This window comes from Nostocoides sp. (assembly GCF_037045025.1).
GTDB lineage: Bacteria > Actinomycetota > Actinomycetes > Actinomycetales > Dermatophilaceae > Nostocoides_A.
This window is the reverse complement of record NZ_JBAOHM010000016.1, coordinates 324746-345438: the sequence shown is the minus strand read 5'-3', so window position 1 is coordinate 345438 and position 20693 is coordinate 324746. Positions and strand designations below refer to the sequence as shown.

General features: G+C 69.7%; 21 protein-coding genes and 3 pseudogenes. 14 read left to right on the top strand and 10 right to left on the bottom strand.

Annotated features, from left to right (window positions below; all coding sequences use genetic code 11):
• The first annotated feature begins 79 nt into the window (after positions 1–79).
• On the top strand, positions 80–1438 hold the full coding sequence (locus V9G19_RS24210) for a hypothetical protein (RefSeq protein WP_462287941.1): 1359 nt from the start codon (positions 80–82) through the stop codon (positions 1436–1438).
• On the opposite strand, the gene V9G19_RS24205 is transcribed toward V9G19_RS24210, so the two are convergent.
• Positions 1427–1876: a hypothetical protein gene (locus V9G19_RS24205; RefSeq protein WP_462287940.1), complete on the bottom strand. Its 450-nt coding sequence runs from the start codon at positions 1874–1876 to the stop codon at positions 1427–1429. The genes V9G19_RS24210 and V9G19_RS24205 overlap by 12 nt on opposite strands.
• Before the next feature lie 385 nt (positions 1877–2261).
• Between V9G19_RS24205 and V9G19_RS24200 the strand changes: the two genes are divergently transcribed.
• Positions 2262–2399, top strand: coding sequence for a hypothetical protein (locus tag V9G19_RS24200; RefSeq protein WP_462287939.1), 138 nt, complete (start codon positions 2262–2264; stop codon positions 2397–2399).
• Between the two features lie 458 nt (positions 2400–2857).
• Here V9G19_RS24200 and V9G19_RS24195 read toward each other — a convergent pair whose 3' ends face one another.
• Positions 2858–3220, bottom strand: a complete 363-nt coding sequence (locus V9G19_RS24195) for a TolB-like translocation protein (protein WP_462287938.1) — start codon at positions 3218–3220, stop codon at positions 2858–2860.
• A 185-nt stretch (positions 3221–3405) separates the two neighbouring features.
• Here V9G19_RS24195 and V9G19_RS24190 point away from each other — a divergent pair, with 185 nt between their 5' ends.
• From V9G19_RS24190 to V9G19_RS24170, 5 genes and pseudogenes are all read left to right on the top strand, one after another.
• Complete coding sequence (locus V9G19_RS24190) at positions 3406–3693, top strand: GntT/GntP/DsdX family permease (RefSeq protein ID WP_462287937.1); 288 nt, start codon at positions 3406–3408, stop codon at positions 3691–3693.
• Positions 3690–3737: pseudogene (locus V9G19_RS24185) on the top strand (hypothetical protein); the annotation flags it as partial. The gene V9G19_RS24190 and the pseudogene V9G19_RS24185, both read left to right, overlap by 4 nt.
• A gap of 124 nt (positions 3738–3861) precedes the next feature.
• Positions 3862–4038: pseudogene (locus V9G19_RS24180) on the top strand (GntT/GntP/DsdX family permease); the annotation flags it as partial.
• Between the two features lie 191 nt (positions 4039–4229).
• Positions 4230–4376 carry a GntT/GntP/DsdX family permease gene (locus V9G19_RS24175; protein ID WP_462288111.1) on the top strand — a complete coding sequence of 49 codons (147 nt, stop codon included), beginning with the start codon at positions 4230–4232 and terminating at the stop codon, positions 4374–4376.
• Positions 4373–4846: a GntT/GntP/DsdX family permease gene (locus V9G19_RS24170; RefSeq protein WP_462287936.1), complete on the top strand. Its 474-nt coding sequence runs from the start codon at positions 4373–4375 to the stop codon at positions 4844–4846. Before V9G19_RS24175 ends, V9G19_RS24170 begins: the two co-directional genes overlap by 4 nt.
• A gap of 56 nt (positions 4847–4902) precedes the next feature.
• Here V9G19_RS24170 and V9G19_RS24165 read toward each other — a convergent pair whose 3' ends face one another.
• From V9G19_RS24165 to disA, 3 genes are all read right to left on the bottom strand, one after another.
• The gene (locus V9G19_RS24165) at positions 4903–6387 is read right to left on the bottom strand and encodes an LCP family protein (RefSeq protein WP_462287935.1); all 1485 of its coding nucleotides are present in this window, start codon (positions 6385–6387) and stop codon (positions 4903–4905) included.
• Between the two features lie 138 nt (positions 6388–6525).
• Positions 6526–7428 carry an HhH-GPD family protein gene (locus V9G19_RS24160; RefSeq protein WP_462287934.1) on the bottom strand — a complete coding sequence of 301 codons (903 nt, stop codon included), beginning with the start codon at positions 7426–7428 and terminating at the stop codon, positions 6526–6528.
• Positions 7425–8507, bottom strand: a complete 1083-nt coding sequence (disA, locus tag V9G19_RS24155; RefSeq protein WP_462287933.1) for a DNA integrity scanning diadenylate cyclase DisA — start codon at positions 8505–8507, stop codon at positions 7425–7427. Before disA ends, V9G19_RS24160 begins: the two co-directional genes overlap by 4 nt.
• A gap of 268 nt (positions 8508–8775) precedes the next feature.
• On the opposite strand from disA, the gene V9G19_RS24150 reads away from it, so the two are divergent.
• Both V9G19_RS24150 and V9G19_RS24145 read left to right on the top strand, forming a co-directional pair.
• Positions 8776–10131, top strand: coding sequence for a hypothetical protein (locus V9G19_RS24150; RefSeq protein WP_462287932.1), 1356 nt, complete (start codon positions 8776–8778; stop codon positions 10129–10131).
• 84 nt (positions 10132–10215) lie between these two features.
• Positions 10216–11826 (top strand): CRTAC1 family protein, encoded by a 1611-nt coding sequence (locus V9G19_RS24145; protein ID WP_462287931.1) that lies wholly within the window; start codon positions 10216–10218, stop codon positions 11824–11826.
• A 117-nt stretch (positions 11827–11943) separates the two neighbouring features.
• Here V9G19_RS24145 and radA read toward each other — a convergent pair.
• The 3 genes and pseudogenes from radA to V9G19_RS24130 form a co-directional block, all read right to left on the bottom strand.
• Positions 11944–13293: pseudogene (gene radA / locus V9G19_RS24140) on the bottom strand (DNA repair protein RadA); the annotation flags it as partial.
• A 111-nt stretch (positions 13294–13404) separates the two neighbouring features.
• Positions 13405–14121: a class I SAM-dependent methyltransferase gene (locus V9G19_RS24135; RefSeq protein WP_462287930.1), complete on the bottom strand. Its 717-nt coding sequence runs from the start codon at positions 14119–14121 to the stop codon at positions 13405–13407.
• Positions 14118–14939, bottom strand: coding sequence for a hypothetical protein (locus V9G19_RS24130; protein WP_462287929.1), 822 nt, complete (start codon positions 14937–14939; stop codon positions 14118–14120). The genes V9G19_RS24135 and V9G19_RS24130 overlap by 4 nt, the downstream gene beginning before the upstream one ends.
• Before the next feature lie 67 nt (positions 14940–15006).
• On the opposite strand from V9G19_RS24130, the gene V9G19_RS24125 reads away from it, so the two are divergent.
• The 3 genes from V9G19_RS24125 to V9G19_RS24115 are packed head-to-tail and all read left to right on the top strand — an operon-like array spanning position 15007 to position 17422.
• Positions 15007–15945, top strand: a complete 939-nt coding sequence (locus tag V9G19_RS24125) for a Ppx/GppA family phosphatase (protein WP_462287928.1) — start codon at positions 15007–15009, stop codon at positions 15943–15945.
• A 14-nt stretch (positions 15946–15959) separates the two neighbouring features.
• Positions 15960–16808: a sugar phosphate isomerase/epimerase family protein gene (locus V9G19_RS24120; RefSeq protein WP_462287927.1), complete on the top strand. Its 849-nt coding sequence runs from the start codon at positions 15960–15962 to the stop codon at positions 16806–16808.
• A complete protein-coding gene (locus tag V9G19_RS24115) occupies positions 16805–17422 on the top strand; it encodes a TetR/AcrR family transcriptional regulator (RefSeq protein WP_462287926.1) in 618 nt (205 codons plus the stop codon). The genes V9G19_RS24120 and V9G19_RS24115 overlap by 4 nt, the downstream gene beginning before the upstream one ends.
• On the opposite strand, the gene V9G19_RS24110 is transcribed toward V9G19_RS24115, so the two are convergent.
• Both V9G19_RS24110 and V9G19_RS24105 read right to left on the bottom strand, forming a co-directional pair.
• Positions 17419–18156, bottom strand: coding sequence for an ABC transporter permease (locus V9G19_RS24110; protein WP_462287925.1), 738 nt, complete (start codon positions 18154–18156; stop codon positions 17419–17421). The two genes, V9G19_RS24115 and V9G19_RS24110, sit on opposite strands and share 4 nt — an antisense overlap.
• Positions 18153–18875 carry an ABC transporter ATP-binding protein gene (locus V9G19_RS24105; RefSeq protein WP_462288110.1) on the bottom strand — a complete coding sequence of 241 codons (723 nt, stop codon included), beginning with the start codon at positions 18873–18875 and terminating at the stop codon, positions 18153–18155. Before V9G19_RS24105 ends, V9G19_RS24110 begins: the two co-directional genes overlap by 4 nt.
• Before the next feature lie 59 nt (positions 18876–18934).
• Here V9G19_RS24105 and V9G19_RS24100 point away from each other — a divergent pair, with 59 nt between their 5' ends.
• Entirely contained in the window at positions 18935–19876 is a 942-nt protein-coding gene (locus tag V9G19_RS24100; protein WP_462287924.1) for a proline dehydrogenase family protein, read from the top strand.
• A 10-nt stretch (positions 19877–19886) separates the two neighbouring features.
• Positions 19887–20693 carry a pyrroline-5-carboxylate reductase gene (gene proC, locus V9G19_RS24095; RefSeq protein WP_462287923.1) on the top strand — a complete coding sequence of 269 codons (807 nt, stop codon included), beginning with the start codon at positions 19887–19889 and terminating at the stop codon, positions 20691–20693.

Sequence of the window (20693 nt, the reverse complement as noted above, 5' to 3'; positions counted from 1 at the left end):
CGAGACGGGTTCCGCCCGTGCGCAATCCAGGCTACTGGCGCCCCCGAGCCGTAGCCGTCACGCCGGAAGGTCCCCCGCTATGTCCGGTTCGCCGCTGCTTGGCGACGTCATTTCCCCACCGTCCGTGCTCGATCCTGCCCAAACCGGGCCGCAACTCCTATCGGGAGTCAGCAGAAGGACTTCCCTCGCCGCGGTTGCCGCCCTCGCGGCACCGGCGCTCACCGGTCGCCTCCGTCCCATCCAGCTGGGCCGGACTTACCGGTCCACCGGGCGCTCGCTCGGCGACCTGACCGGCATGCTCGGCGCCAACGTGATCACCTCGACCAAGTCCGGCCCGTATGGGCAGCAAGCCGCGGTGCTGCAGGCGCTGCGCGACATCGGTGCGACCTGGATCCGCACCCGGATTCACACCGGCAACCGGGGCCAAGTGGCGTGGATCAATCAGCTGGCCGCCAGCGGAATCCAGGTCAACGGCCTCGTTGACCTGCCGGGCGGAAAGGACAGCCCGGAGGCCCTGGTCAACATGGTGGCCACCTCCTTGCCCGGGGCGATTTGGAGCCTGGAGGGCCCGAATGAGTGGAACCTCAAGGGCGGCGCCGGGTGGGTCTCGGAACTCGTCGCGCACCAGACCCGCCTGTGGAACGCCGCCAAGGGCAACACCGTCACCCGGAACATTCCGATCGTCGGCCCCGCCCTGGGCATGCGCAAGGGCTACACCGAACTCGGCGACCGGACCTCGATCATGGATTGGGGCAATATCCACCTCTACACCGGCGGCTACGTCCCGGGCTACCGCACTGACGGTGTCCTCCAAGGCGAGCGGATCGTCTGCGGGTCAAAGCCGATCATCGTCACCGAGACCGGCTGGCACAACGCGGCCGGCTGGAGCGGCCCGCATTACTACACCCCCGAAGACGTGGCGGGTCTCTATGCCCCGCGGCTGCTGCTCGAGTACTTCATCCGGGATGTCCCGAAGCTGTCGATCTACCAACTCCTGGACAACCCCAGCGCCCCCAATGCCCGCGAGCAGAATTTCGGTCTGATGCACACCGACCTCTCCCGCAAGCCGGCCTTCCAGTCGCTCGCCAATCTGCACACGATCCTCACCCGGACCTATCGCACCACCGGGCGACCCGGGCAGGCCGCCGAGTTCAGCTTCCGCGGGGGCCCAGCGGACCTGCGGTCGGCGCTGGTCGATCGCGGGGATGGCCGGAGGCTGTTGTTCCTGTGGCGCAGCGAGGCTTCGGTTTATGAGCCGAAGACCCGGCAGCGGCTGACGCCCACGCCGGCGACGGCCACGATCGAGTGGGGTCAGTCCAGCAGCATCCAGTACTTCGCCCCAGCCACCTCAGCGAACGCCGTCCGCAGCGAGGTCACCTCGGTCTCCTCGGTTTCGCTCGGCGCCGAAATGCAGATCCTCGAAGTCTCACCCAGCTGACCCCGCGCGGCGCTCGCGACGGCGCACGGCCACAACGCCACCAAGGCCGGCCAGGACGACGGCGCCGGCGACGAGCGCGGCGCCGGCCACCAATTCACGCCGCGCGGCGTCGCGGGCAGCGTCGAGGTTGTCGATCGCGTCCAGTGGCCGAGCCTGGTCGATGGCGACGGCGACCGCCGTCGCCGAGGGCCCGTCCTGCGTGACCGGGGCGCCGACTCGGCGCAGCAGCGCAGCGAGCCGGCTGGGGGTGTTCCCGGTCTGCCGGTATGCCGCCACCGCCCGCCTGGTGTCCGCGAACGTCGTTGCCAACCGGGAGTATTCGCGTTCTGTCGTCGCCCGCTCGTAGGCCGCGCGGATCGCCGACACCGTCAACCCAGCCGCCGTCGCATCGCGTTGCACGGCGGCCGCCGTCGCGGCCAGGTCGCCAGTCGCCGTCATCGTTTGCTCCGCGGCCTCGAAGTCCCAGCGCGCCATCGGGATCCGGACCCGCAGCGGTGGCAGCCAGGCACCATCGGCCGCGTCGAGAGCGGCATACGACCGGCGGGCCGTCGCTGGCGTCTTCTGCGATCGTCGCCCGGTCGTGCGGCCATTGTTGGGCGGTCAGCTCCTGCAGGATGGCGATGGCCTTGGGCGCGGTGCCGGTCTGGAAGTTCAGCCACCGGGTGTCGCCGGGCCACGCCTCGATCGTGACCGTCTTGGCGTCGATGCTCACCTGCTCGGACAGGGTGTGGCTCGTATCCCGCAGTGACAACTGCGTCCACAGGCCTGTGGGTCCACCCCCGGTGACCGTGGCGATCCGGTTGGGGCCCGCTGCACGCTCGGTATGCGGCAGGCCGAGGTCGAGGTGCATCGTCGCCGGGGAGACGATCTCGATCCGGGCCTGGCCAGCGTCGCCCTCGCTGAAGATGTCAAAGGCGGCATACCCGAGGCCGACGCGGGCGCGATCGGCCGAGCGCGGTGAGGAACCGGGGATGAGGTAGGTCAGAATCACCGTCTGGGATTGCCCGTGCAGGAGCCGCTGTGGCAACCGCACCTGGGCGTAGCTTTGCCCGCCCTGAGTCACCCGGCGCACGCTCAGCAAGCGGTGCCCGGAGCGGGCCGACAGGTCGGTGACGGCCGCTGGCAACCAGCTGCTGAGCGTGTCCCAGTGATAGACCGTCGAGCCACTCGGCGCCAGCTGATTGGTGGCCGTGATCGTGGCGGTGACACGCACCGGTTGACCATCGGCGGGCACGACATAGCGTGCCGAGCCGCGCAACCCGAGGCCGTCGTCCGCGCCCGCGGGAGTAGCGGCGAGCACCGCCGGTGTCACGACGCTCGCGATGACTGATGTTCTGACCGCCCAACGGATCCAGCACGCGGCCATGCGCGCAGTATGACCCGCCTCGGACCCGGAACGGGCCGTAACGGGTCGCCGGATCAGGACGCAGCGCGCCAGTCTCGAGGGACGATTCGGCGGGTGTCGGAGCCGGTCAGGATCGTCCGCCGTGGCGTGCCGGTGGCTGCGTCGAGGATACTGACCTTGCGCGGGAGACCCTCCCACTCGACGGCGCCTTCTTGGGCGACGACCTTGGTGCCGTCGGACGACCACACCGGGTGCACCGTGGCGTGATCGGGGTCGGTGTTCAGGTCGGTCACCCGGCCGGTTCGGACATCGATGCGCCGCAGGTCCCAGTACGGGCCGTCATAGGGCCCGTAAACGCTGTAGACGAGATGGTTACCCGTGGGATCGAACTTCGGCATCAGCCCGACAGCGGTTCGCACCAGGGTCTTATCGCGCACCCGCACCACGTCGGTGCGGAAGGAGACCTGCCCGCCATAACAGTCGAATGCCGCGGCGATCCGCCCGGTTCCGGCTCACGAGGCTAGCCGCAGCCCCGGCGAACCCGCAGCACGTTCCAGGAGGGGTAGGGCTAGAGTCTGGGCGTGGAGCCCAATAGCGTGGTTGTCTTAAGAGGAGCCTTCGCATGCGTATGATGCTCGCGCACCTGGCCGTGCCCGCGGCGGATGCCCCCGAAAAGCTCACCAACGCCGGCCAGGGTCAACTGCTGATCGCTGCCGTGCTCGGCATCGCGGCGGTCGTGCTGCTGATCAGTTGGGCGAAATTCCATCCCTTCCTTGCGCTCATCCTCGGTGCCGCGGTGATGGGCTTCACGGCCGGGGTGAAACCCGCGGCCGTTGTCGACTCAGCTTCGTCTCCGGCTTCGGCAAGACCACCGGGTCGGTGGGCCTGCTGGTCGCCCTCGGGGCGATGATCGGGACGATGCTGATTGACTCGGGTGGGTCAGACACGATCGTTGATCGCATCATCGGTGGCGTCAGCGCTAGGACGTTGCCGTGGGCAATGGCCCTGATCGCGTGCGATTCTTGGCATCCCGCTGTTCTTCGAGGTCGGCGTGGTGTTGCTGGTTCCCGTCGTGATCATGGTGGCACGCAAGCTCGACATCTCGCTGATGAAGGTTGGCATTCCGGCCTTGGCCGGACTGTCGGTGCTGCACGGCTTCGTCCCGCCGCACCCAGGGCCGCTGCTCGCGATCAGCGCCGTGGGCGCCGATCTCGGCACGACCCTGCTCCTTGGGCTGGTCGTCGCCGTCCCCACCCTGATCGTCTCCGGGCCGCTGCTCGCGATCCTCATCGACAAGTGGGTCCCGATCCACGCGTCGGGCGCGCCCGGAGGCTCCGATGCCGGGCTCGTCGAGGCCCAGGGGATCGGCCTCGCAGGCGCCGCGGCTACAGCGCCGTCCGGGCTTCGGCTCGGCCTTGATCTGCGATCACCTTGCCGGTGGTGCTCATGCTCGCCCGCGCGGTCGCCGAACTCACCCTCGATGAAGGCACCGGGGTCCGCTCGTTCCTGGAGTTCCTCGGCAACCCACCGGTCGCGTTGCTGCTCGCCGTGCTCTTGTCGATGGCGCTGCCTCGGCTATCGGCACCGGGATGAAGAAGAACCAGATCGAAAAGACCGTCGGCTCGGCCCTGCCGGGGATCGCGGGCATCCTGCTCATCGTGGCGGCCGGCGGCGGCTTCAAGCAGATGCTCGTCGATGCCGGCGTCGGCGACGTCGTCGGCGAAATGGCCGAGGGCTCCGGCATGAGCCCGCTGATCCTCGGCTGGCTCGTCGCTGTTGGTATCCGCTTGGCCACCGGGTCGGCGACGGTGGCGACGATCACCGCGGCTGGCATCGTCTCGCCGCTCGCGGCTGGCATGGACAAGCCCGGCCTCGCCCTGCTCGTGCTGGCAATCGGCGCCGGGTCGCTGTTCTTTAGCCACGTCAACGATGCCGGCTTCTGGCTGGTCAAGGAATACTTCGGCATGACAGTCGGGCAGACGATCAAGTCCTGGTCGGTCATGGAGACCGTCATCTCGGTCGTCGGCCTGATCGTCGTGTTGATCCTCAACATCTTCTTCTAGCTCAAGCAGTCACCCCTCGCCCGCGGACCCCGACGCTGCCAGAGCGACTCGGCGACTCAACAGGCGGCGGCCAGGGTGGTCAGCTCGTCGTTCGACGTCGAGGAACTCGACGAGCCGGGGCTGGTGCTGCCGGAGTCGGAAGGCGTCGATGGTGTCGAGGACGAGGTGGACACCGGCGTCGGGTTGTCGCTGATTGCGTTGGCGACGAGCGCCCGGATCTTGTCATAGTCCGGGTCGATGACGTCGATGACCTTGTTGGTCAGCGGCAGGCTGCGCAGGGTGCCGTCCTGCTGGACGCGCTCGATGAGCGGCACCCAGGCCGGCAGCTGTTGCTGGCTGATGTCGATTGCCACGTGGTCCTTCAGCACCTCGGCGAGCGCCGGATAGCGGCGCAGCATAGTGGCGGGGGAGACCTGGTCGAGCAGGGCGCCGACAACGCACCGCTGGCGCCGCATCCGGGAGAAGTCGTCGGACTCAGCGCGCGAGCGCGCATACCAGAGGGCATGGTAGCCATCGAGGTGTTGCACGCCGGGCTCGATATAGCCGGTCGTCCCGACGATCGTGCCGTCCGAGAGAGCCTTGCAACCGATGCAGACCCGCTCCTTGACGTTGATCGTCACCCCGCCCATCGCGTTGACGAGCGCCGAAAAGCCGGACAGATCGATGACGACCGTATGGTTGATCGGCAGGCCGACGACCGCGCCGACAACATCCCGCGTGGTTGTCAGCCCGGGATTCGGGTCACCGGGGAAGAGGTCGGGCCGGTCGTGGGCAAGGGTCCACACCCCGTTGATCAGGCATTGATCGCCGCAGTTGTAGCCGTCCGGGAAGACCGTGTGCAAGGGATTGGTCGCGGGGATGGGCGCGTTCTCAAGGTTGCGGGGCACGCCGATGAGCACGGTGTCTCCCGTGCGGGTGTTGATCGAGGCGACCATCATCGAGTCGGGACGCACGCCGACCCGGTCGGTGCCCGCGTCGGAGCCGACCAACAGCACATTGACGCGGCGGATGTTGACCCAGGGATCGTCCTCCCCGACCTGGGGCACCGCGCCGGTCCCGCTGCTGCCGGGGGCGTCATGGCCGAAGATCGTGGTGACGACGTCTCGTTGGAGCGCGACCGTGCGAGCCCCCCAGGCGCTGGGGGCGGCCACCGCCAGCGAGCAGATGATGGCCATCAAGGTGGTGGCCAGGCGGTCGTCTCGGCTCGCCGGTCGAGGACGCGCACTGATGGCGGTGAGCAGAATCGCGAGGATCCAGACGGCTGCACCGGCGATCACGGCGACGAGCACGATCCGGAGCGCCTGGGTCGACAGGCCGAGGGAGAGGGCGGACCCGACCAGGCCGTGCCGGTAGACGCGCATGCCCAGGTAGCCGAGCAGCCCGAGGCAGGTGGCCACCAACACGATCCCGAACGCACGCAGCCGGGTCCACAGCAAGCCGGCGCCCGGCACGATTGTGCTCAGCAGGGTCAGGCCGAGGGCCCGCCGCAGCGCACGGGACTGGTGCACTCGCACCTGTTTGCTCTGGGCGTGCCTGGCCATTGGGGGCCTGTCGTCCTTCCATTCCTGACCGGGGAATCCGGCCGGAGGACGAGCGCCTAAGCTCGGCCCCGGTCACCGAACTGACGCCCGGCGGGTCGATTCGGTTGCCCGACCGACAAATCATCCGCCGCGATCGGGTCACCGCGGCAGATCGTAGCCGTCCTCGCTGCGGATCAGGAGGCCATCCGCAACGAGAGCGCGCAAACATCTCTCCAGGCGAGCGTGGGGCGCGATCGCGCCGAGGGCGCCCGGGTCGATGCCGTCGGGGGTGTGCCGAGCACGCTCCAGGATCATCCCGCGAACCTGCCGGTCGGTCCCGGCATAGCCCTGGCCGCGGGGGGGTCGTCCCTCGTATGGCGGCCGGCCGGCGCCTACCCACGCGCACCAGTCGCTGACGGGACAGCGTCCGCAGTCCGGGGTCCGGGCCGTGCACACCAAGGCGCCCAACTCCATGGCCGCGGTGTTCCAGCGGTTGCCGTCCGCGGGGTCCGCCGGCATCCAGACGCTCGCGAGTTCCCGCTCGGCTCGGGTCGGTCCCGGGCCCGCCTGCGCCTGTCCGCCGGCAATCCGGGCCAGCACCCGCCGGACGTTGGTGTCGACGACGGGGGTGGCCACGGCATACGCGAAGGAGGCGACTGCGGCGGCCGTGTAGTCGCCCACGCCCGGGAGGGCGAGCAACAGGTCGGGCTCGCGCGGCACCTCACCGCCGTGGTCGCGGACCATGATCTGGGACGCGGCGAGGAGGTTGACCGCCCGCCGCGGATAGCCGAGACGCCCCCACGCGCGGATCACGTCGGCCGGGCTGGCGCCCGCCTGGGCGGTGGGGGTCGGCCAGCGGTCTAACCACGCCGCCCACGGGCCGACGATCCGGGCAATCGGCGTCTGCTGGGCCATGATCTCGCTGACATAGATGCCCCACGGCGTCGCGTCGGCCCGGCGCCACGGCAGGTCGCGGCCGTGTGCGGCATACCAGCCGAGCACGCGCTGCTGAACGGCTGCCCGCTGCGCGCTATCCGCGGCCTCCGGATGCGCGCCCGTCACACGTATCGCTCGAGGATGCTCGACTCGGCCAATCGGGTCAGCCCCTCGCGAATGAGGCGGGCCCGGCCCTCGCCAACGCCGTCGACCAATTGCAGTTCGTCCCCAGAAGCAGCCAGCAGCCGCTGGAGCGTGCCGAAGTGGTCCACGAGGCGTTCGAAGACCGCGCCGGGCAGTCGCGGCACCCTGCTGAGGATGCGATAGCCACGCGGGGAGATGCTCACATCGAGACCCTCCGCCGAGCCGACCAGTCCGAGCACGCGGGCGCTGGCGACCGGGTCGAGCAGTTCGGAGGCGTCCAGGCCGCTTAGTCCCGCAACGACGCGTGCCACCGCCTCCTCCCGGTCCTCGTCATCGGGGAGGTAGTCGCGGACCACCCAGTCCAGGTCGTCGGCCACCCCCGCGGTGAGTTCGTGCAGCTGAAGGGTGAGAAGCCGGCCGTCGATGCCGAGTTCCACGACGTAACCATTGACTTCGGAACTGATCCGCCGGACCATCTCCATGCGCTGCAACACGGTCGCGACATCGCGGACGCTGACCAGATCCTCGATCTCCAGTGCCGACAAGGTGCCGGTGACCTCGTCCAGCCGCGCCTTGTAGCGCTCCAAGGTCTGCAACGCCTGGTTGGCGTAGTTGAGGATTGCGCTCGAGCCCTCCAACACGTGCCGCCGTCCGGCGACATAGAGGGCGACGATGCGCATCGACTGGCTGACCGACACGACCGGCACGCCCGTCTGTTTGGCCACTCGCTCCGCGGTCCGGTGTCGGGTGCCGGACTCACTCGTCTCGATCGAGGGGTCAGGCACCAAGTGAGTAGCCGCCCGCACAATCTTGGTGATGTCGTCGTTGACGACGATCGCGCCATCCATCTTGGCCAATTCGCGCAGCCGAGTCGCCGAGAAGTCGACATCAAGCGGGAAACCTCCGGTGCACAAGGCGTCCACGCGGCGGTCGTGGCCGAGGACGATTAGGGCCCCGGTGTTGCCGCGCAGGATGCGCTCGAGCCCATCGCGCAGCTCGGTTCCCGGGGCGACAGCGGCGAGTGTCGCGCGGAATTGCTCGTCCTCGCCCGGTTGCGGCACGCTCGAAATCCTTCGGTCTTCGCCGGCGAATACGCCGGCCAGGCGGACGCCGGGTGACCAGCGCTTTTGACAGCCGCAAGTCTAACCGGGCGCCTTCTGGCCCCCGCCGAATCGAGGGATTTCAGCGGCGGTGAGCCTGCGCCTTGGTTTGACACTGCTCGGAATAGGTATTCATACTGCTTGTCGCGTTGACGGGCTCGGCCCGTGCGCGACTACCAGGCCCGCGGCACCCCCGAGCCGCGGCCGTCACGCCGGAAGGTCCCCCGCTATGTCCGGTTCGCCTATTTTTGGCGACTTCGACTCGCAACCGTCCCTCTTCGATCCCGCCGAGATCGACCCCCAATCGCTTGGGGGAATCAGCAGGCGCACCTCGCTCTCTGCCGCCGCGGCCTTCGCGGCGCCCGCGCTCGCCGGTCAGCTTCGGCCGGTCGAGATGGGCGCGACCTACACCTCCCAGGGCCGCTCGCTGAGCGACCTGACGAATATGCTTGGCGCCTACCTGATCACCTCGACCGGCAAGGGCGCCTACGGGCAGCACGACGAGATTCTGCGCGCCCTGAAGGCCATCGGCGCCACCTGGATCCGCACCCGGATCCACACCGGCAACCGCAACCAGCTGTCGTGGCTCAATCAAATCGGCTCCAGCGGAATCAAGATCAACGGCCTCATCGACATCCCTGGAGGCAAGGACAGTCCCGAGGCGTTGGTCGCCATGGTGGGCTCGTCCTTGCGCGGCAAGATGATGAGCCTGGAGGGCCCCAACGAGTGGAATCTGCAGGGCGGTTCCAACTGGGTCTCGGAGGTCGTCTCGTATCAGACCCGCTTGTGGAAAGCGGTGCAGAACAACTCCGGTACGCGCGGCCTCAAGGTCGCCGGGCCGGCGCTGGGCATGCGCAAGGGCTTCTCCGAGCTGGGCAACCGCGCCTCGATCATGGACTGGGGGAATATCCACCTCTACACCGGCGGATATGTTCCGGGTTATCGCACCGATGACACGCTCCGGCAACAGCGGATCGTGTCCGGCAGCAAGCCGATCATCGTCACCGAGACCGGCTGGCACAACGCCAAGGACTGGCACGGTCCGCACTACTACACCCCCGAAGACGTCGCCGGCCTCTACGCGCCGCGGCTGTTGCTCGAGTACTTCATCCGGAATGTGCCCAAGCTCTCGCTGTATGAACTCATCGACGAGGTCGGCGCGCGGAACTCGCGGGAGGCGCACTTCGGCCTGGTTCGGGCGAACTTCTCGCGCAAACCGGTCTTCGACGCGTTGGCCAACTTGCGCACGATCGTTAGCCGCCAATACCGCACCACCGGCCGGCCGGACCCCCTGCAGTTCAGCTTCCGTGGCGGGCCCTCGGACCTGCGCTCGGCCCTCGTTAACCGCGGAGACGGCCGCTCGCTGTTGTTCCTGTGGCGCAGCCAGTGCTCCGTTTACGAGCCCAAGTCTCGCAAGCGGCTCAACCCGGCGCCGGCGACCGCCACCATCGAGTGGGGGAGCAGCCGGCGGGTCCAGCGGTTCACGCCGTCGAGATCGGCCAATGCGCTCAGCACTGAGGTGACGTCCGTCTCTAACGTTCCCCTCGCGGCGGAGTTGCAGATCCTGGAAGTCTCGCCCCACTGACGCTTCCGGTCTCGGTCGGTCGTACGCTGGTTCATCGGGATGGGGCGCTCAACCTGTCACCGATTCCGGGAAGAGGGGAAAATCATGAAGCGTGTTCATGGCGCCGCTGCCGGCGCAGTGCTCGTCGCGTGCGTCGGCGTCAACGGGTCCGCCCAGACTGCCGTTGCCGGCGGGTCCACCCGCGAAGCCGCGGCGAGCGCCTCGGCGCCTGTGTCCTTCAGCGATGTGACCAACACCGCGGGGGTCGGGACCCGGTCGAACTTGCCCGGGGGGCTGGCCAGCGGCAGCGCCTGGCGCGACTTCGACGGCGACGGGCGACCGGACCTGTTCGTCGGCAACCACTACGACACGCCGGTGCTGTTCAAGAACGTCGGCGGCGGCAAGTTCACCAATGCCACCAGCAAGGTGATGGTCCGGCCCAACAACGTCCCCGGCAAGTATTGGGGTGACCAGCATGGTGCCGCGTGGGGCGACGTCGACGAGAACGGCAAGCCGGACCTGCTGGTCCTGGTCGGCGCCCAGGAGGGCAAGGGCGGTGCGCCCAACCAGCTCTACCTGAACATCGGGGGCAAGCTGGTCAATCACGCCAAGGACTACGGCATCGAGTACCGGGAGTCGCGCGGGCGCACGCCGCTGTGGATCGACTACAACAACGACGGTCACCTCGACATGTTCCAGGGCGCCAAGAAGCGCGATGACGGCCTCGGGCCGCCCACGATGTTCCGGGGCACCGGGACGAAGTTCACCGATGTCCGCGACCAGGTGAACTTCCGTCCCACCCAAACGGTCGGTGGCTGGGCGTCCGACATCAACCGCGACGGTCGGCTCGAACTCCTCTACCAGGGCGATCGGCTCTCGGCGCCGGCCGCGCCGTTCAAGACGCGCGTGAACATCATCGACACCCGCGGCGCCACCTTCCGCGACGCGACCCCGAGGAGCTTCCGCGGCTCGCTGTCCGATCTCGCCGTCGCTGACTACGACCGGGACTTGCGCCCAGACATCTTCTTCTGCAACTCCTGGCTGTCGGCGTCCCATCCCTATGGCCACGATCTCTACCTCAACAAGGCCGGCGGCATGGTCCGGGTCAGCGGCACGGCGCTGGCCGACATCAACAAGAACCACCGCTCGTGCCGGCCGAGCGCGATCGCCGCCGATTTCGACAACGACATGGACGTCGACATCTTCGCCGACGCCGGCCACGGCGGCGCGCTCAACCGGGGCGGCGGCGACCTGCCCAACTTCATCCTGTGGAACCGCGGCAACGGGACCTTCGAAGCCGACGGCTCGGCCGGCGGAGCCACCGGTCGACTGACCGGCTGGCCGGACTCGGCGTCGGCCGCCGACTACGACGGCGACGGCTTCATCGATATCTACCTGACCTACAGTCAGGCCCTTTCCCAGCTCTATCGGAACCGGGGCAACAGCAACAGCTGGCTGGAGATCAATTTGCGCGGCACCCGGTCCAACCGGGACGGCATCGGTGCCCAGGTCTATGTCACCGCCGGTGGCGTCACCCAGTTGCGGGAGCAGAACGGCGGCATGCACCGCTACTGGTCGCAGGACGACCAGCGGCTGCACTTCGGTCTCGGCTCCAACCGGACAGCGAGCCAGGTCACGGTCAAGTGGCCGAGCGGCAAGGTCCAAAAGCTGAGCAATGTCACCGGCAACCGGGTGATTCAGGTCACCGAGCCGTAGAACGTCCCCCCGGCAAGCCCCGCAGCCGGGGCGATTGCGGGGGTAGCCGCGCCGTCGGCGCTTTCGGCGCAGCAACCGGCTGACTCGCCGGCGCGGCCGCCGGCCCGCGCCGATCGTGGCCCGGAGTGCGCCGGCGACATCGGCGACCTCGACGACCTCCAAGGTGTCGGGCACCGGGCCGCTACCGACCGACAACGCCGGCACGACGGCCCGGGAAAAGCCCAGCCGGGCGGCTTCGGCCAGCCGGCGGGGGATCCCCGGAACGGGCCGGGCCTCGCCGGCCAGGCCAATCTCACCGATGACGACGGTCCCCGGATCGAGGGGCAGGTCGGCGATCGCGCTCGCCACCGCCACGGCAAGGGCCATGTCGGTGGCCGGCTCCCGCAGCCGGACGCCGCCGACGGTCGAGACAAAGACGTCGGCCTTGCCGGCCGAGACTGCTGCCCGCCGCTCGAGCACGGCGAGGAGCAGGGCAACCCGCGAACTGTCCAGCCCGTGGCTGGTCCGCCTCGGGGTGGGCAACGCGCTCGGCGCCACCAGCGCCTGCACTTCGGCAACCAGCGGGCGCCGCCCCTCCAGCGTGACCGTCAACGCCGTGCCGGCGACCTGCCCGCCCTGCCCCGAGCGGAAGAGCGCGCTCGGGTCGGGCAGGCCGACCAGACCGTCATCGCCCAGGTCGAAGCAGCCGACCTCATCGGTGGGACCGAACCGGTTCTTGACGGCTCGCACCAGGCGCAGCCGCGAATGCCGCTCGCCTTCGAAGGTCACGACGACGTCCACCAGGTGCTCGAGCAGCCTCGGGCCGGCGATCGATCCCTCCTTGGTGACGTGACCCACCAGGAGCATGGCGAGATCCCGAGCCTTGGCTTGCGCGATGAGCGCGGCGGCGACCTCACGCACCTGGCTGACATTGCCGGCCGCCCCCTCGACCTCGGCGCTGGCAATGGTCTGCACCGAATCGACCACGACCAGGTCCGGGCTCAGCGCCTCGATCTGCCCGAGGACCTCGGCGAGATCGGTCTCGGCGGCGAGGTAGAGCCGATCGGCCACCGCCGCGATCCGCTCGGCCCGGGAGCAGACCTGCGCCGCCGACTCCTCCCCGCTGACATACAGCACGCGCGCGCCCGACCGCGCCGCGCGCGCCGCGACATCGAGCAACAGCGTCGACTTCCCGATGCCCGGCTCGCCCGCCACGAGCACCACCGACCCGGCGACCAGCCCGCCGCCCAACACCCGGTCGAACTCGCCCACCCCGGTTGACTGGGCGCTCGCCCGGCTCGGATCGACGTCGCCGATCGGCACCGCCGGCCGGCGCACGGCTCGAGCCTGCGTGCGCGCGCCCGTCGCGCCCGCTTCGCCCATGGTGCCCCACGCCTGGCACTGGGTGCACCGGCCCACCCACTTGGCCGCGCTCCACCCGCACTCCGTGCAGCGGTATGCCGCCCGCTGGTTCCTTGCCGTCGCCATAACCGCGACCCTAGGGACGACCACCGACAGTCGTCTTCCGCTGTCCTGCAGGGGGTGCGGTATACCTCACTTGTTGCAGGACACCCCGACGCTGGCAAGCGGCAGCGAGCGTCAATACTGCCGATACCAGAGGTTTACCGCGTAGTCGACGCTCGTCCCGTGGTGCTCGGCGAGGATCAGGTCGGCGGCGTCGGGCTCGAACTCGATGCGGACCAGCGACTCGAACTCCGCGCGGTCGGCTGCCTCCCAGGCCAGGGTCAACGACCGCTGGGAGAAGCCGGCCCGGCGCCAGAACCGGGCCACTGCGATCGGGTCGTAGGTCGGGTGGAATCGCGCGAACCAGGCTCCGAACGTCGATCTGGTCGCGTCATTGTCGACAACAACCGCCAGCCCGCCTGGGCGCAGGACCCGGGCCACCTGGGTCAGCCCGGCCTCGCATCCGGGCCCGAAGAAGTACGCCCATCTGGCGTGTGCGATGTCCACGCTCGAGTCGGGGAGCGGAAGCGCCTGCGCGGGTGCCACGAGAACCGCTGCCGCCAGCCCGAGGCCGCGGGCCGCCAGCCGCTCCCGAGCCATGACCGCCAGCGGCGGATGCGGCTCCACCCCGATCACGCGGGCGCCCCGATCGGCGAAGCGCGGCAGGTGGAAGCCGGTCCCGCAGCCGATGTCGAGGACGAGGGCAGCGGCATACGGATGCAACTCGCCGATCGCCACCTCGATCTGTTGGCCGCGATCGAAGGCGAGGTTCTCCTGCTCATAAACGTGCGGATGGTCCCAGATGTTGGGGCTGGGCCGGATGCCGCCGTGCGCTGCTGCGGCCCGGCTCACCGCTTGCGGGCCGGTCGAGCGGCCGTTCGGCGCGGCGCCTTGGCGGCCAGCGTCGCGGGGTGAACCATCAGGGGCAACAGGGTGCGTGCTCCCCGCGCGCGCAACGCCTTGACGGCGAGCAGATGCGCTTCGCACCGGATCACCAACTCGGCATACGCCCCCGCGCCCATCAGCTCGGTCAGCTCGGCGTGGCAGCTGCGAAAGAGCGGCTCGCGACCGATGTGTGCCTCCGGGTTTCCCGAGCAGTACCAATCGAGATCATGACCCCCGGGCCCCCAGCCCCGCCGGTCGTACTCGGTGAGCGTGATCTCCAGATAGGACGTCTCGTCCGGGAGAGTGACCGTCCGGTAGGCACGCCGGATCGGCAACTGCCAGCACACATCGGGCTTGACGGTATGCGGCGCGAGACCGTGATGGACCGCGTGCCCGTGCAAGGCGCAGCCGCCGCCGCCCGGGAAGTCGGGCCGATTGAGGAAGATGCAGGCACCGCCGACCACCTTGGTCGTCGTCGTGCGTCCGTCCTTGCCGGTCCAGCGATGCAGCGCCGTTGACCCCGGATGCTTTTCCCACTCGGCCGGAGTCAGGTTGGCAACCGCGGCGGCCACTCGGCGCACGTCGGCCCGGTCGGTGAAGTGGGCGCCGAGCGTGCAACAACCGTCATCCGGACGGTCGGCGTAGATCCCCTGGCAGCCGGAGCCGAAGATGCACATCCACGACGACGTAAGCCAGGTCAGGTCACACCGGAAACGCTGGTTGGCGTCAGCCGGGTCATCGAACTCGACCCACACGCGGGGGATCTCCAGGGGGGTCTCGGGCACGCGCACACTGTAAGCAGACTCCACCGCCCGCGCATCGCATGCCCGAGCGTCTCCTAGGCTGTTCGGCATGCGTCTGGGCGTCATCGATATCGGATCGAACACGGTCCACCTGCTGATCATCGACGCGCACCCCGGCGCGCGGCCGCTTCCCGCCGCCTCCGACCGCATCGAACTGCGTCTCTCGGAGCACCTTCGCGACGACGGCTGTATCGATGATCCCGGGATCAAAACCCTGGTCTCGTTCACCGAGCGGGCCCGTGAACTCGCCGAGGAGCAGGGCGCCGAGGAACTCGTCGCCTTCGCCACGAGCGCGATCCGGGAGGCCGCCAACGGCCAGGAGGTCCTCGACACGGTCGGGACGGCCAGCGGAGTCCATGTCCGGGTTCTCTCGGGCAGCGACGAAGCCCGGCTGACCTTCCTCGCGGCCAGGCGGTGGTATGGCTGGTCGGCCGGCACCCTGCTGCTCGTCGACATCGGCGGCGGCTCCCTCGAGATGGCCTACGGCATGGACGAGGAGCCCGATGTCGCGATTTCGGTGCCCCTTGGCGCCGGGCGCGTCACCCGCGATCTGCTGCCCGGCGACCCGCCCAAGCCGGCGGTCGTCAAGGAGGCCCGCAAACAGATCCGCGCCCGGTTGGCCTCCGAGGTGCGCCCGCTCGTGCGGCTCGGTGCCCCCGACCGCGCAGTCGGGGCGTCCAAGACGTTTCGCTCGTTGGCCCGGCTCGGGGGCGCCGCGCCGAGCAGCGAGGGTCCCCATGTCGTCCGCGAGCTGCACCGGGACGATTTGGCCGACCTGGTCACCAAGCTGGCGAAGATGTCGGTCGGCGAACGCGCCAAGCAGCCCGGCGTCTCGGTCGCCCGGGCCCCACAGGTGCTCGGGGGCGCGCTCGTCGCCGAGGCGGCCATGGACCTGCTGCGGATCGAGACCCTGGAGATCTGCCCGTGGGCGCTGCGGGAGGGATTGATCCTGCGCCGGCTGGAGGCCCTGGCCGACGACGCGGGCTGACTATCCTGGCCGACATGGCGGGCCCGCGACGACGACGCACGCGCGCTCGCCGACCCCCGGACGCGGTCGCCATCCCGGGCGGGCGGGTCGCCCTGTCCACCGCCTCGGTCTATCCCGAGTCGACGGCCACCGCCTTCGGAATCGCCTCCCGCCTCGGCTACGACGGGATCGAGGTGATGGTCTGGACCGACCCAGTCAGCCAAGAGGCCGGGGCGTTGCGCGCGCTCGCCGACTTGCACGGTCAGCCGATCGTCTCGGTGCACGCACCGACCCTGCTGCTCACCCAGCGCATTTGGGGCCCGGACCCGTGGACCAAGGTCGACCGCTCCCTTGAACTGGCTGGCGAAGTCGGCGCGAGCACCGTTGTCGTCCATCCGCCCTTTCGGTGGCAAAAGGACTACGCCCGCGATTTCGTCGACGGGGTTCGGGAACGAGAGCGGACATCCGGCATCGCCATCGCCGTCGAGAACATGTTCCCGTGGCGGGCGCGCGGGCGCGAAGTCCTCGCCTATCTGCCGCACTGGGATCCGCTCGGGCAGGACTATGACCACGTCACGCTCGATCTGTCGCACACGGCGACGGCGGGCATTGACGGCCTGGACATGATGCGTCAGTTGGGGTCACGGTTGCGTCACCTGCACCTGGCCGACGGCTCGGGGACGGCCCGCGACGAGCACCTGGTTCCCGGGCGGGGCAGCCAGCCGTGCGGGGAGGTCCTCGAGGCGCTGTCGGTCTCCGGCTACACCGGGGATGTCGTTCTCGAGGTCGGCACCCGCCGACTCTCACCGAACGACCGCGAAATCGACTTGTCCGAAGCGCTGGCGTTCGCCCGGCTGCACTTTGCCAGCAGGCTGATCCGGTGAGCCCGCGGGGCCGTCGCCCGGCGGGCGCCGACACCCGCGCCGAGATTGTCGCGGCCGCGCGCGCGGAGTTCGCCGAGCGAGGGTATGGCGCCACGTCGTTGCGCGGGATCGCCCGCCGGGCCGGGGTCGATCCGGCGCTGATCCACCACTACTTCCAGGGCAAGCAGCAGTTGTTTGCGGAGGTGATTGCCATCCCGATCGACCCCGAGGCCATCATCACCGGCATTCTGGCAACGCCTCGCGACCGGCTCGGCATGACGATGGCCCGGGCCTTCTTCACCATTTGGGATTCCCCGGACGGCAAGGTGCGCTTCCTCGGCCTGTTCCGCTCGGCGATGACCCACGACGATGCCGCGCGGATGATCCGGGAGTTCCTCGCCGCCGAAATCTTCGGCCGGGTCGCGCGTGCCGCCGGCGGGCAGGAGCGCACCGCCCGCGAAGCCGACCTGCGCGGGGGACTCGCCGCGGCGCAGATGATTGGGATGGCGACGCTGCGTTACGTGGTCGGCTACCCGGCCATCGTGGAGGCCAGTGCCGAGGACCTGGTCGCCGAACTCGGACCCACCTTGCAGCGCTATCTGGTCGGCGACAACTTACGCGGGCCGGACGATTAGGGCGTGCGCCGGCGCAGGGTGAGTGAGCCGAGGAACAACGCGGCGAGGACCCAGGCGGCGATCACCAGCAGATCCGGGCCGGCGTCACCGAGCGGGTCGGTGAGGGTGGCGACGGCGGTCATGGCGTCCACGGCATACGACAGCGGCAGGGCATCGGAGGCGACCGACAGCACCGTCGGCAACTGCTCCCGCGGCACGATCAGCCCGCAGAGGAGGAACTGCGGCAGCACAAAGGCCGGCATGAACTGCACCGCCTGGAACTCGGTGTGGGCGAAGGCGCTCGCGAGCAGGCCCAAGGCGGTTCCCAGGACGGCGTCGAGCACCGCGATGATCAGGAGCAGCCACAGCGGGCCGGCGATGTCGAGCCCGCAGACCCAGACAGCGAAGGCGGTGGCAACGACGGCCTGCAAGATCGCCATCACGCCGAACGCGACGGCATACCCGACCATGAAGTCCGCCTTGGCCAGCGGGCTGGCAAGCAGCCGCTCCAGAGTGCCGCTCGCGCGCTCCCGCAAGGTGGCGATGCTGGTGACGACGAACATGACGACGAACGGGAAGACGCCGAGCAGCGCTGGGCCGATCCGGTCAAAGATCATCGGGGTGTCGGCGAAGGTCCAGGCGAGCAGGCCGATCAGCACGCAGGGCACGACGAGGAGCAGGGCCACGGTGCGGTGGTCAGCGCGGATCTGGCGCAGCACGCGGGCGGCCGTCACGAGCATTCGCCGCGGGTTCATGAGCGTGCCTGGGCGTCGATGAGGGCGAGGAAGGCGGCTTCGGCGTCCGCAGCTCCGGTGCGCTCCAACAACTGTGCCGGTGTCGTGTCCGCGATCAGTCGACCGTCGCGCAGCAACAGTAGCCGATCGCAGCGGGTGGCTTCGTCCATCACATGGCTAGAGACCAGCAGCGAGGTGCCGCCGGCGGCGAGCCGGTGGAAGAGGTCCCACAGGTCCCGGCGCAGGACCGGGTCGAGCCCGACCGTAGGTTCGTCGAGGACGAGCAGTTCGGGGCTGGCCACCAGGGCAGCGGCGAGGCTGACGCGGGAGCGTTGGCCGCCGGACAGCGTGGCGACCGACTGCCCGGCCTGGGGGAGGAGATCGACGGCGGCGATGGCCTTGTCGACGGCGTCGGGGCTGGCGCCGAAGACAGCCCCGAAGTAGGCGACATTCTGGCGCACGTCGAGGTCGGCATACACGCTCGGGCTCTGGGTGACATAACCGACGCGATGCCGCAGGCCGGGAGATCCGGCCGGCTCGCCGAGGACGGTCAGCTCGCCGCCCGCGACGATCTGGACACCGACAACCGCGCGCATGAACGTGGACTTGCCGCTGCCGCTCGGCCCGAGAAGGCCGACGACCTGACCCGCAGGCACGCTGACGCTCAAGTCGGGAAGGACCGCGACGTCGCCCCGAACGACTCGCAGCGATCGGGCGACGACCGCTGCACCCCTATTCATCATATGATGAAATATAACATCGCTCGCCGGCCACCGCGAGGGTGACTAGATTCTCGACCATGGTCCCGTCGCGGCGTTGGCGCACCGCCGTCCGGCGCCTCACCGCGGCCGAGCGCGTCGCCTACTACCTCGAAGCGAGCGAGAGCGGCCGCTTCCTCGTCCAGCGGTATGTTGCCGGGTCCGACGCGACCGCCGCCGTCGCCGCCGCGGCCGAGCTGCGGCTGACCAACCGGTCGGCCGCGCTGGCCTATCTCGCGCCCGCCCCGCACTCCGGTGCCGAGAGCGACGCGATCGTCGCCGCCTATGCCGATGCCCTGAGCCGGCTTCGCGAGAGCGGACTTGCCGCGCACGGCCGAGCCGAGATCACCGTGCGTCCGGCCCAGCTCGGGCTCGGCCTCGAGGCCGGGGCCACCGCAGCCGGCGAGCGACTGCGCCGACTGGTCCGCGCCGCGGCCGAAGCCGACACCACCGTCAGCCTCGACCTCGACGACCCCGCTCGCGCCGCGGCTGCGCTCGACCTGGCCGCGGCGGCCAACGCCGACCCCCATCTCGGGGTCACCGTCCGGGCGGACCTGCAGCGCACCGTCCGCGATGTCCGGCGGCTATCCCAGCCAGGAGCGCGGCTTCGGCTGCTTCGTGGCGAGCTCGCCGGTGCCGAAGGTGGCTATCGACGTGGCGGAACCGTCGACCGAGCCTATGTGCGCTGTGTCCGGGAGCTGCTGACCCGCGACTGCTACCCGATCTTTGCCACCGCAGACCTCCGGCTGATCGAGATCACCGCGGCGCTCGCCCGGCAACTTGGTCGGCCGAACGAGACCTTCGAGTTCGAGCTGCCCTACGGCGTCCGCGTCGAGGAGCAGCGCCGCATCGCCGACCGCGGCCACCAGCTGCGCGTCTGGATTCCCTGGGGGCGAGAATGGCACGACTACCTTGCCGGGCGTCTGGCCGAACGGCATACCGGCGTCTGGCAGTTGGCCCGCGCGCTGGCAAAACGAGGATGAGGAGCAGCGGATGACGGTCGCGGTGATCGGTGGCGGGGCCATGGGGGAGGCGGTGATCGCCGGACTCGTCCGCAGCGGCCGCGAGCCCGCCGACGTTATCGTCGTCGAGCAACGCCCGGAGCGGGCCGCCGAACTGGCCCAGCGATACGGCGTGGCGACCGCGTCCGAGGTGGGCGCGGTCCGGGCGGCGGAGGCCGTCCTGTTGGTCGTCAAGCCCGCCGACCTCCCCGCGCTCGCCGAGCAACTCGGTGGGCAGCTGCGCGACGGAGCCGTCGTCGTCAGCCTCGCCGCCGGCATACCGACGACAGCGATCGAGCAGCGGCTGCCCGCCGGGACCCCCGTCGTGCGGGTCATGCCCAACACCCCGGCGCTCATCGGCGAGGGCATGGCTGCGCTCAGCCGGGGTGCAGCCGTCACCGACGATCAGGTCGCCGCGGCGATGGACCTGCTCAGCGCCTGCGGCCAGGTCGTCGAGGTGCCCGAGAAGCAGCAAGACGCGGTCACCGCGCTCTCCGGGTCCGGCCCCGCCTACCTCTTCTATGTCGCGGACGCCCTGATCGAGGCCGGAGTCGTCCTCGGGCTGCCCCGCGCGACCGCCCGCCAACTCGCCGTCCAGACGCTGTATGGTGCCGCCGCCATGCTCCGCGAGACCGATGAACACCCGACGCTGCTGCGCGAACAGGTCACCTCTCCCGCAGGGACGACCGCGGCCGCCTTGCGCGTGCTCGACGCCGAGGCCGTGCGGGCGGCCTTCGTGTCCGCACTCGCCGCCGCTGCCGAACGTTCTGCCGAACTCGCCGCCGCCATGGCACGATGA

What these genes read in the sequence shown, in the direction of transcription:
- proC (WP_462287923.1), top strand. Translation starts at nt 19,887, where the DNA reads ATGACGGTCGCGGTGATCGGTGGCGGGGCCATGGGGGAGGCGGTGATC.
- V9G19_RS24190 (WP_462287937.1), top strand. Translation starts at nt 3,406, where the DNA reads ATGCGTATGATGCTCGCGCACCTGGCCGTGCCCGCGGCGGATGCCCCC.
- V9G19_RS24210 (WP_462287941.1), top strand. Translation starts at nt 80, where the DNA reads ATGTCCGGTTCGCCGCTGCTTGGCGACGTCATTTCCCCACCGTCCGTG.
- V9G19_RS24145 (WP_462287931.1), top strand. Translation starts at nt 10,216, where the DNA reads ATGAAGCGTGTTCATGGCGCCGCTGCCGGCGCAGTGCTCGTCGCGTGC.
- V9G19_RS24110 (WP_462287925.1), bottom strand. Translation starts at nt 18,156, where the DNA reads ATGAACCCGCGGCGAATGCTCGTGACGGCCGCCCGCGTGCTGCGCCAG.
- V9G19_RS24100 (WP_462287924.1), top strand. Translation starts at nt 18,935, where the DNA reads ATGGTCCCGTCGCGGCGTTGGCGCACCGCCGTCCGGCGCCTCACCGCG.
- V9G19_RS24125 (WP_462287928.1), top strand. Translation starts at nt 15,007, where the DNA reads ATGCGTCTGGGCGTCATCGATATCGGATCGAACACGGTCCACCTGCTG.
- V9G19_RS24170 (WP_462287936.1), top strand. Translation starts at nt 4,373, where the DNA reads ATGAAGAAGAACCAGATCGAAAAGACCGTCGGCTCGGCCCTGCCGGGG.
- V9G19_RS24105 (WP_462288110.1), bottom strand. Translation starts at nt 18,875, where the DNA reads ATGAATAGGGGTGCAGCGGTCGTCGCCCGATCGCTGCGAGTCGTTCGG.
- V9G19_RS24120 (WP_462287927.1), top strand. Translation starts at nt 15,960, where the DNA reads ATGGCGGGCCCGCGACGACGACGCACGCGCGCTCGCCGACCCCCGGAC.
- V9G19_RS24165 (WP_462287935.1), bottom strand. Translation starts at nt 6,387, where the DNA reads ATGGCCAGGCACGCCCAGAGCAAACAGGTGCGAGTGCACCAGTCCCGT.
- V9G19_RS24200 (WP_462287939.1), top strand. Translation starts at nt 2,262, where the DNA reads ATGCGGCAGGCCGAGGTCGAGGTGCATCGTCGCCGGGGAGACGATCTC.
- V9G19_RS24150 (WP_462287932.1), top strand. Translation starts at nt 8,776, where the DNA reads ATGTCCGGTTCGCCTATTTTTGGCGACTTCGACTCGCAACCGTCCCTC.
- V9G19_RS24205 (WP_462287940.1), bottom strand. Translation starts at nt 1,876, where the DNA reads ATGACGGCGACTGGCGACCTGGCCGCGACGGCGGCCGCCGTGCAACGC.
- V9G19_RS24175 (WP_462288111.1), top strand. Translation starts at nt 4,230, where the DNA reads ATGCTCGCCCGCGCGGTCGCCGAACTCACCCTCGATGAAGGCACCGGG.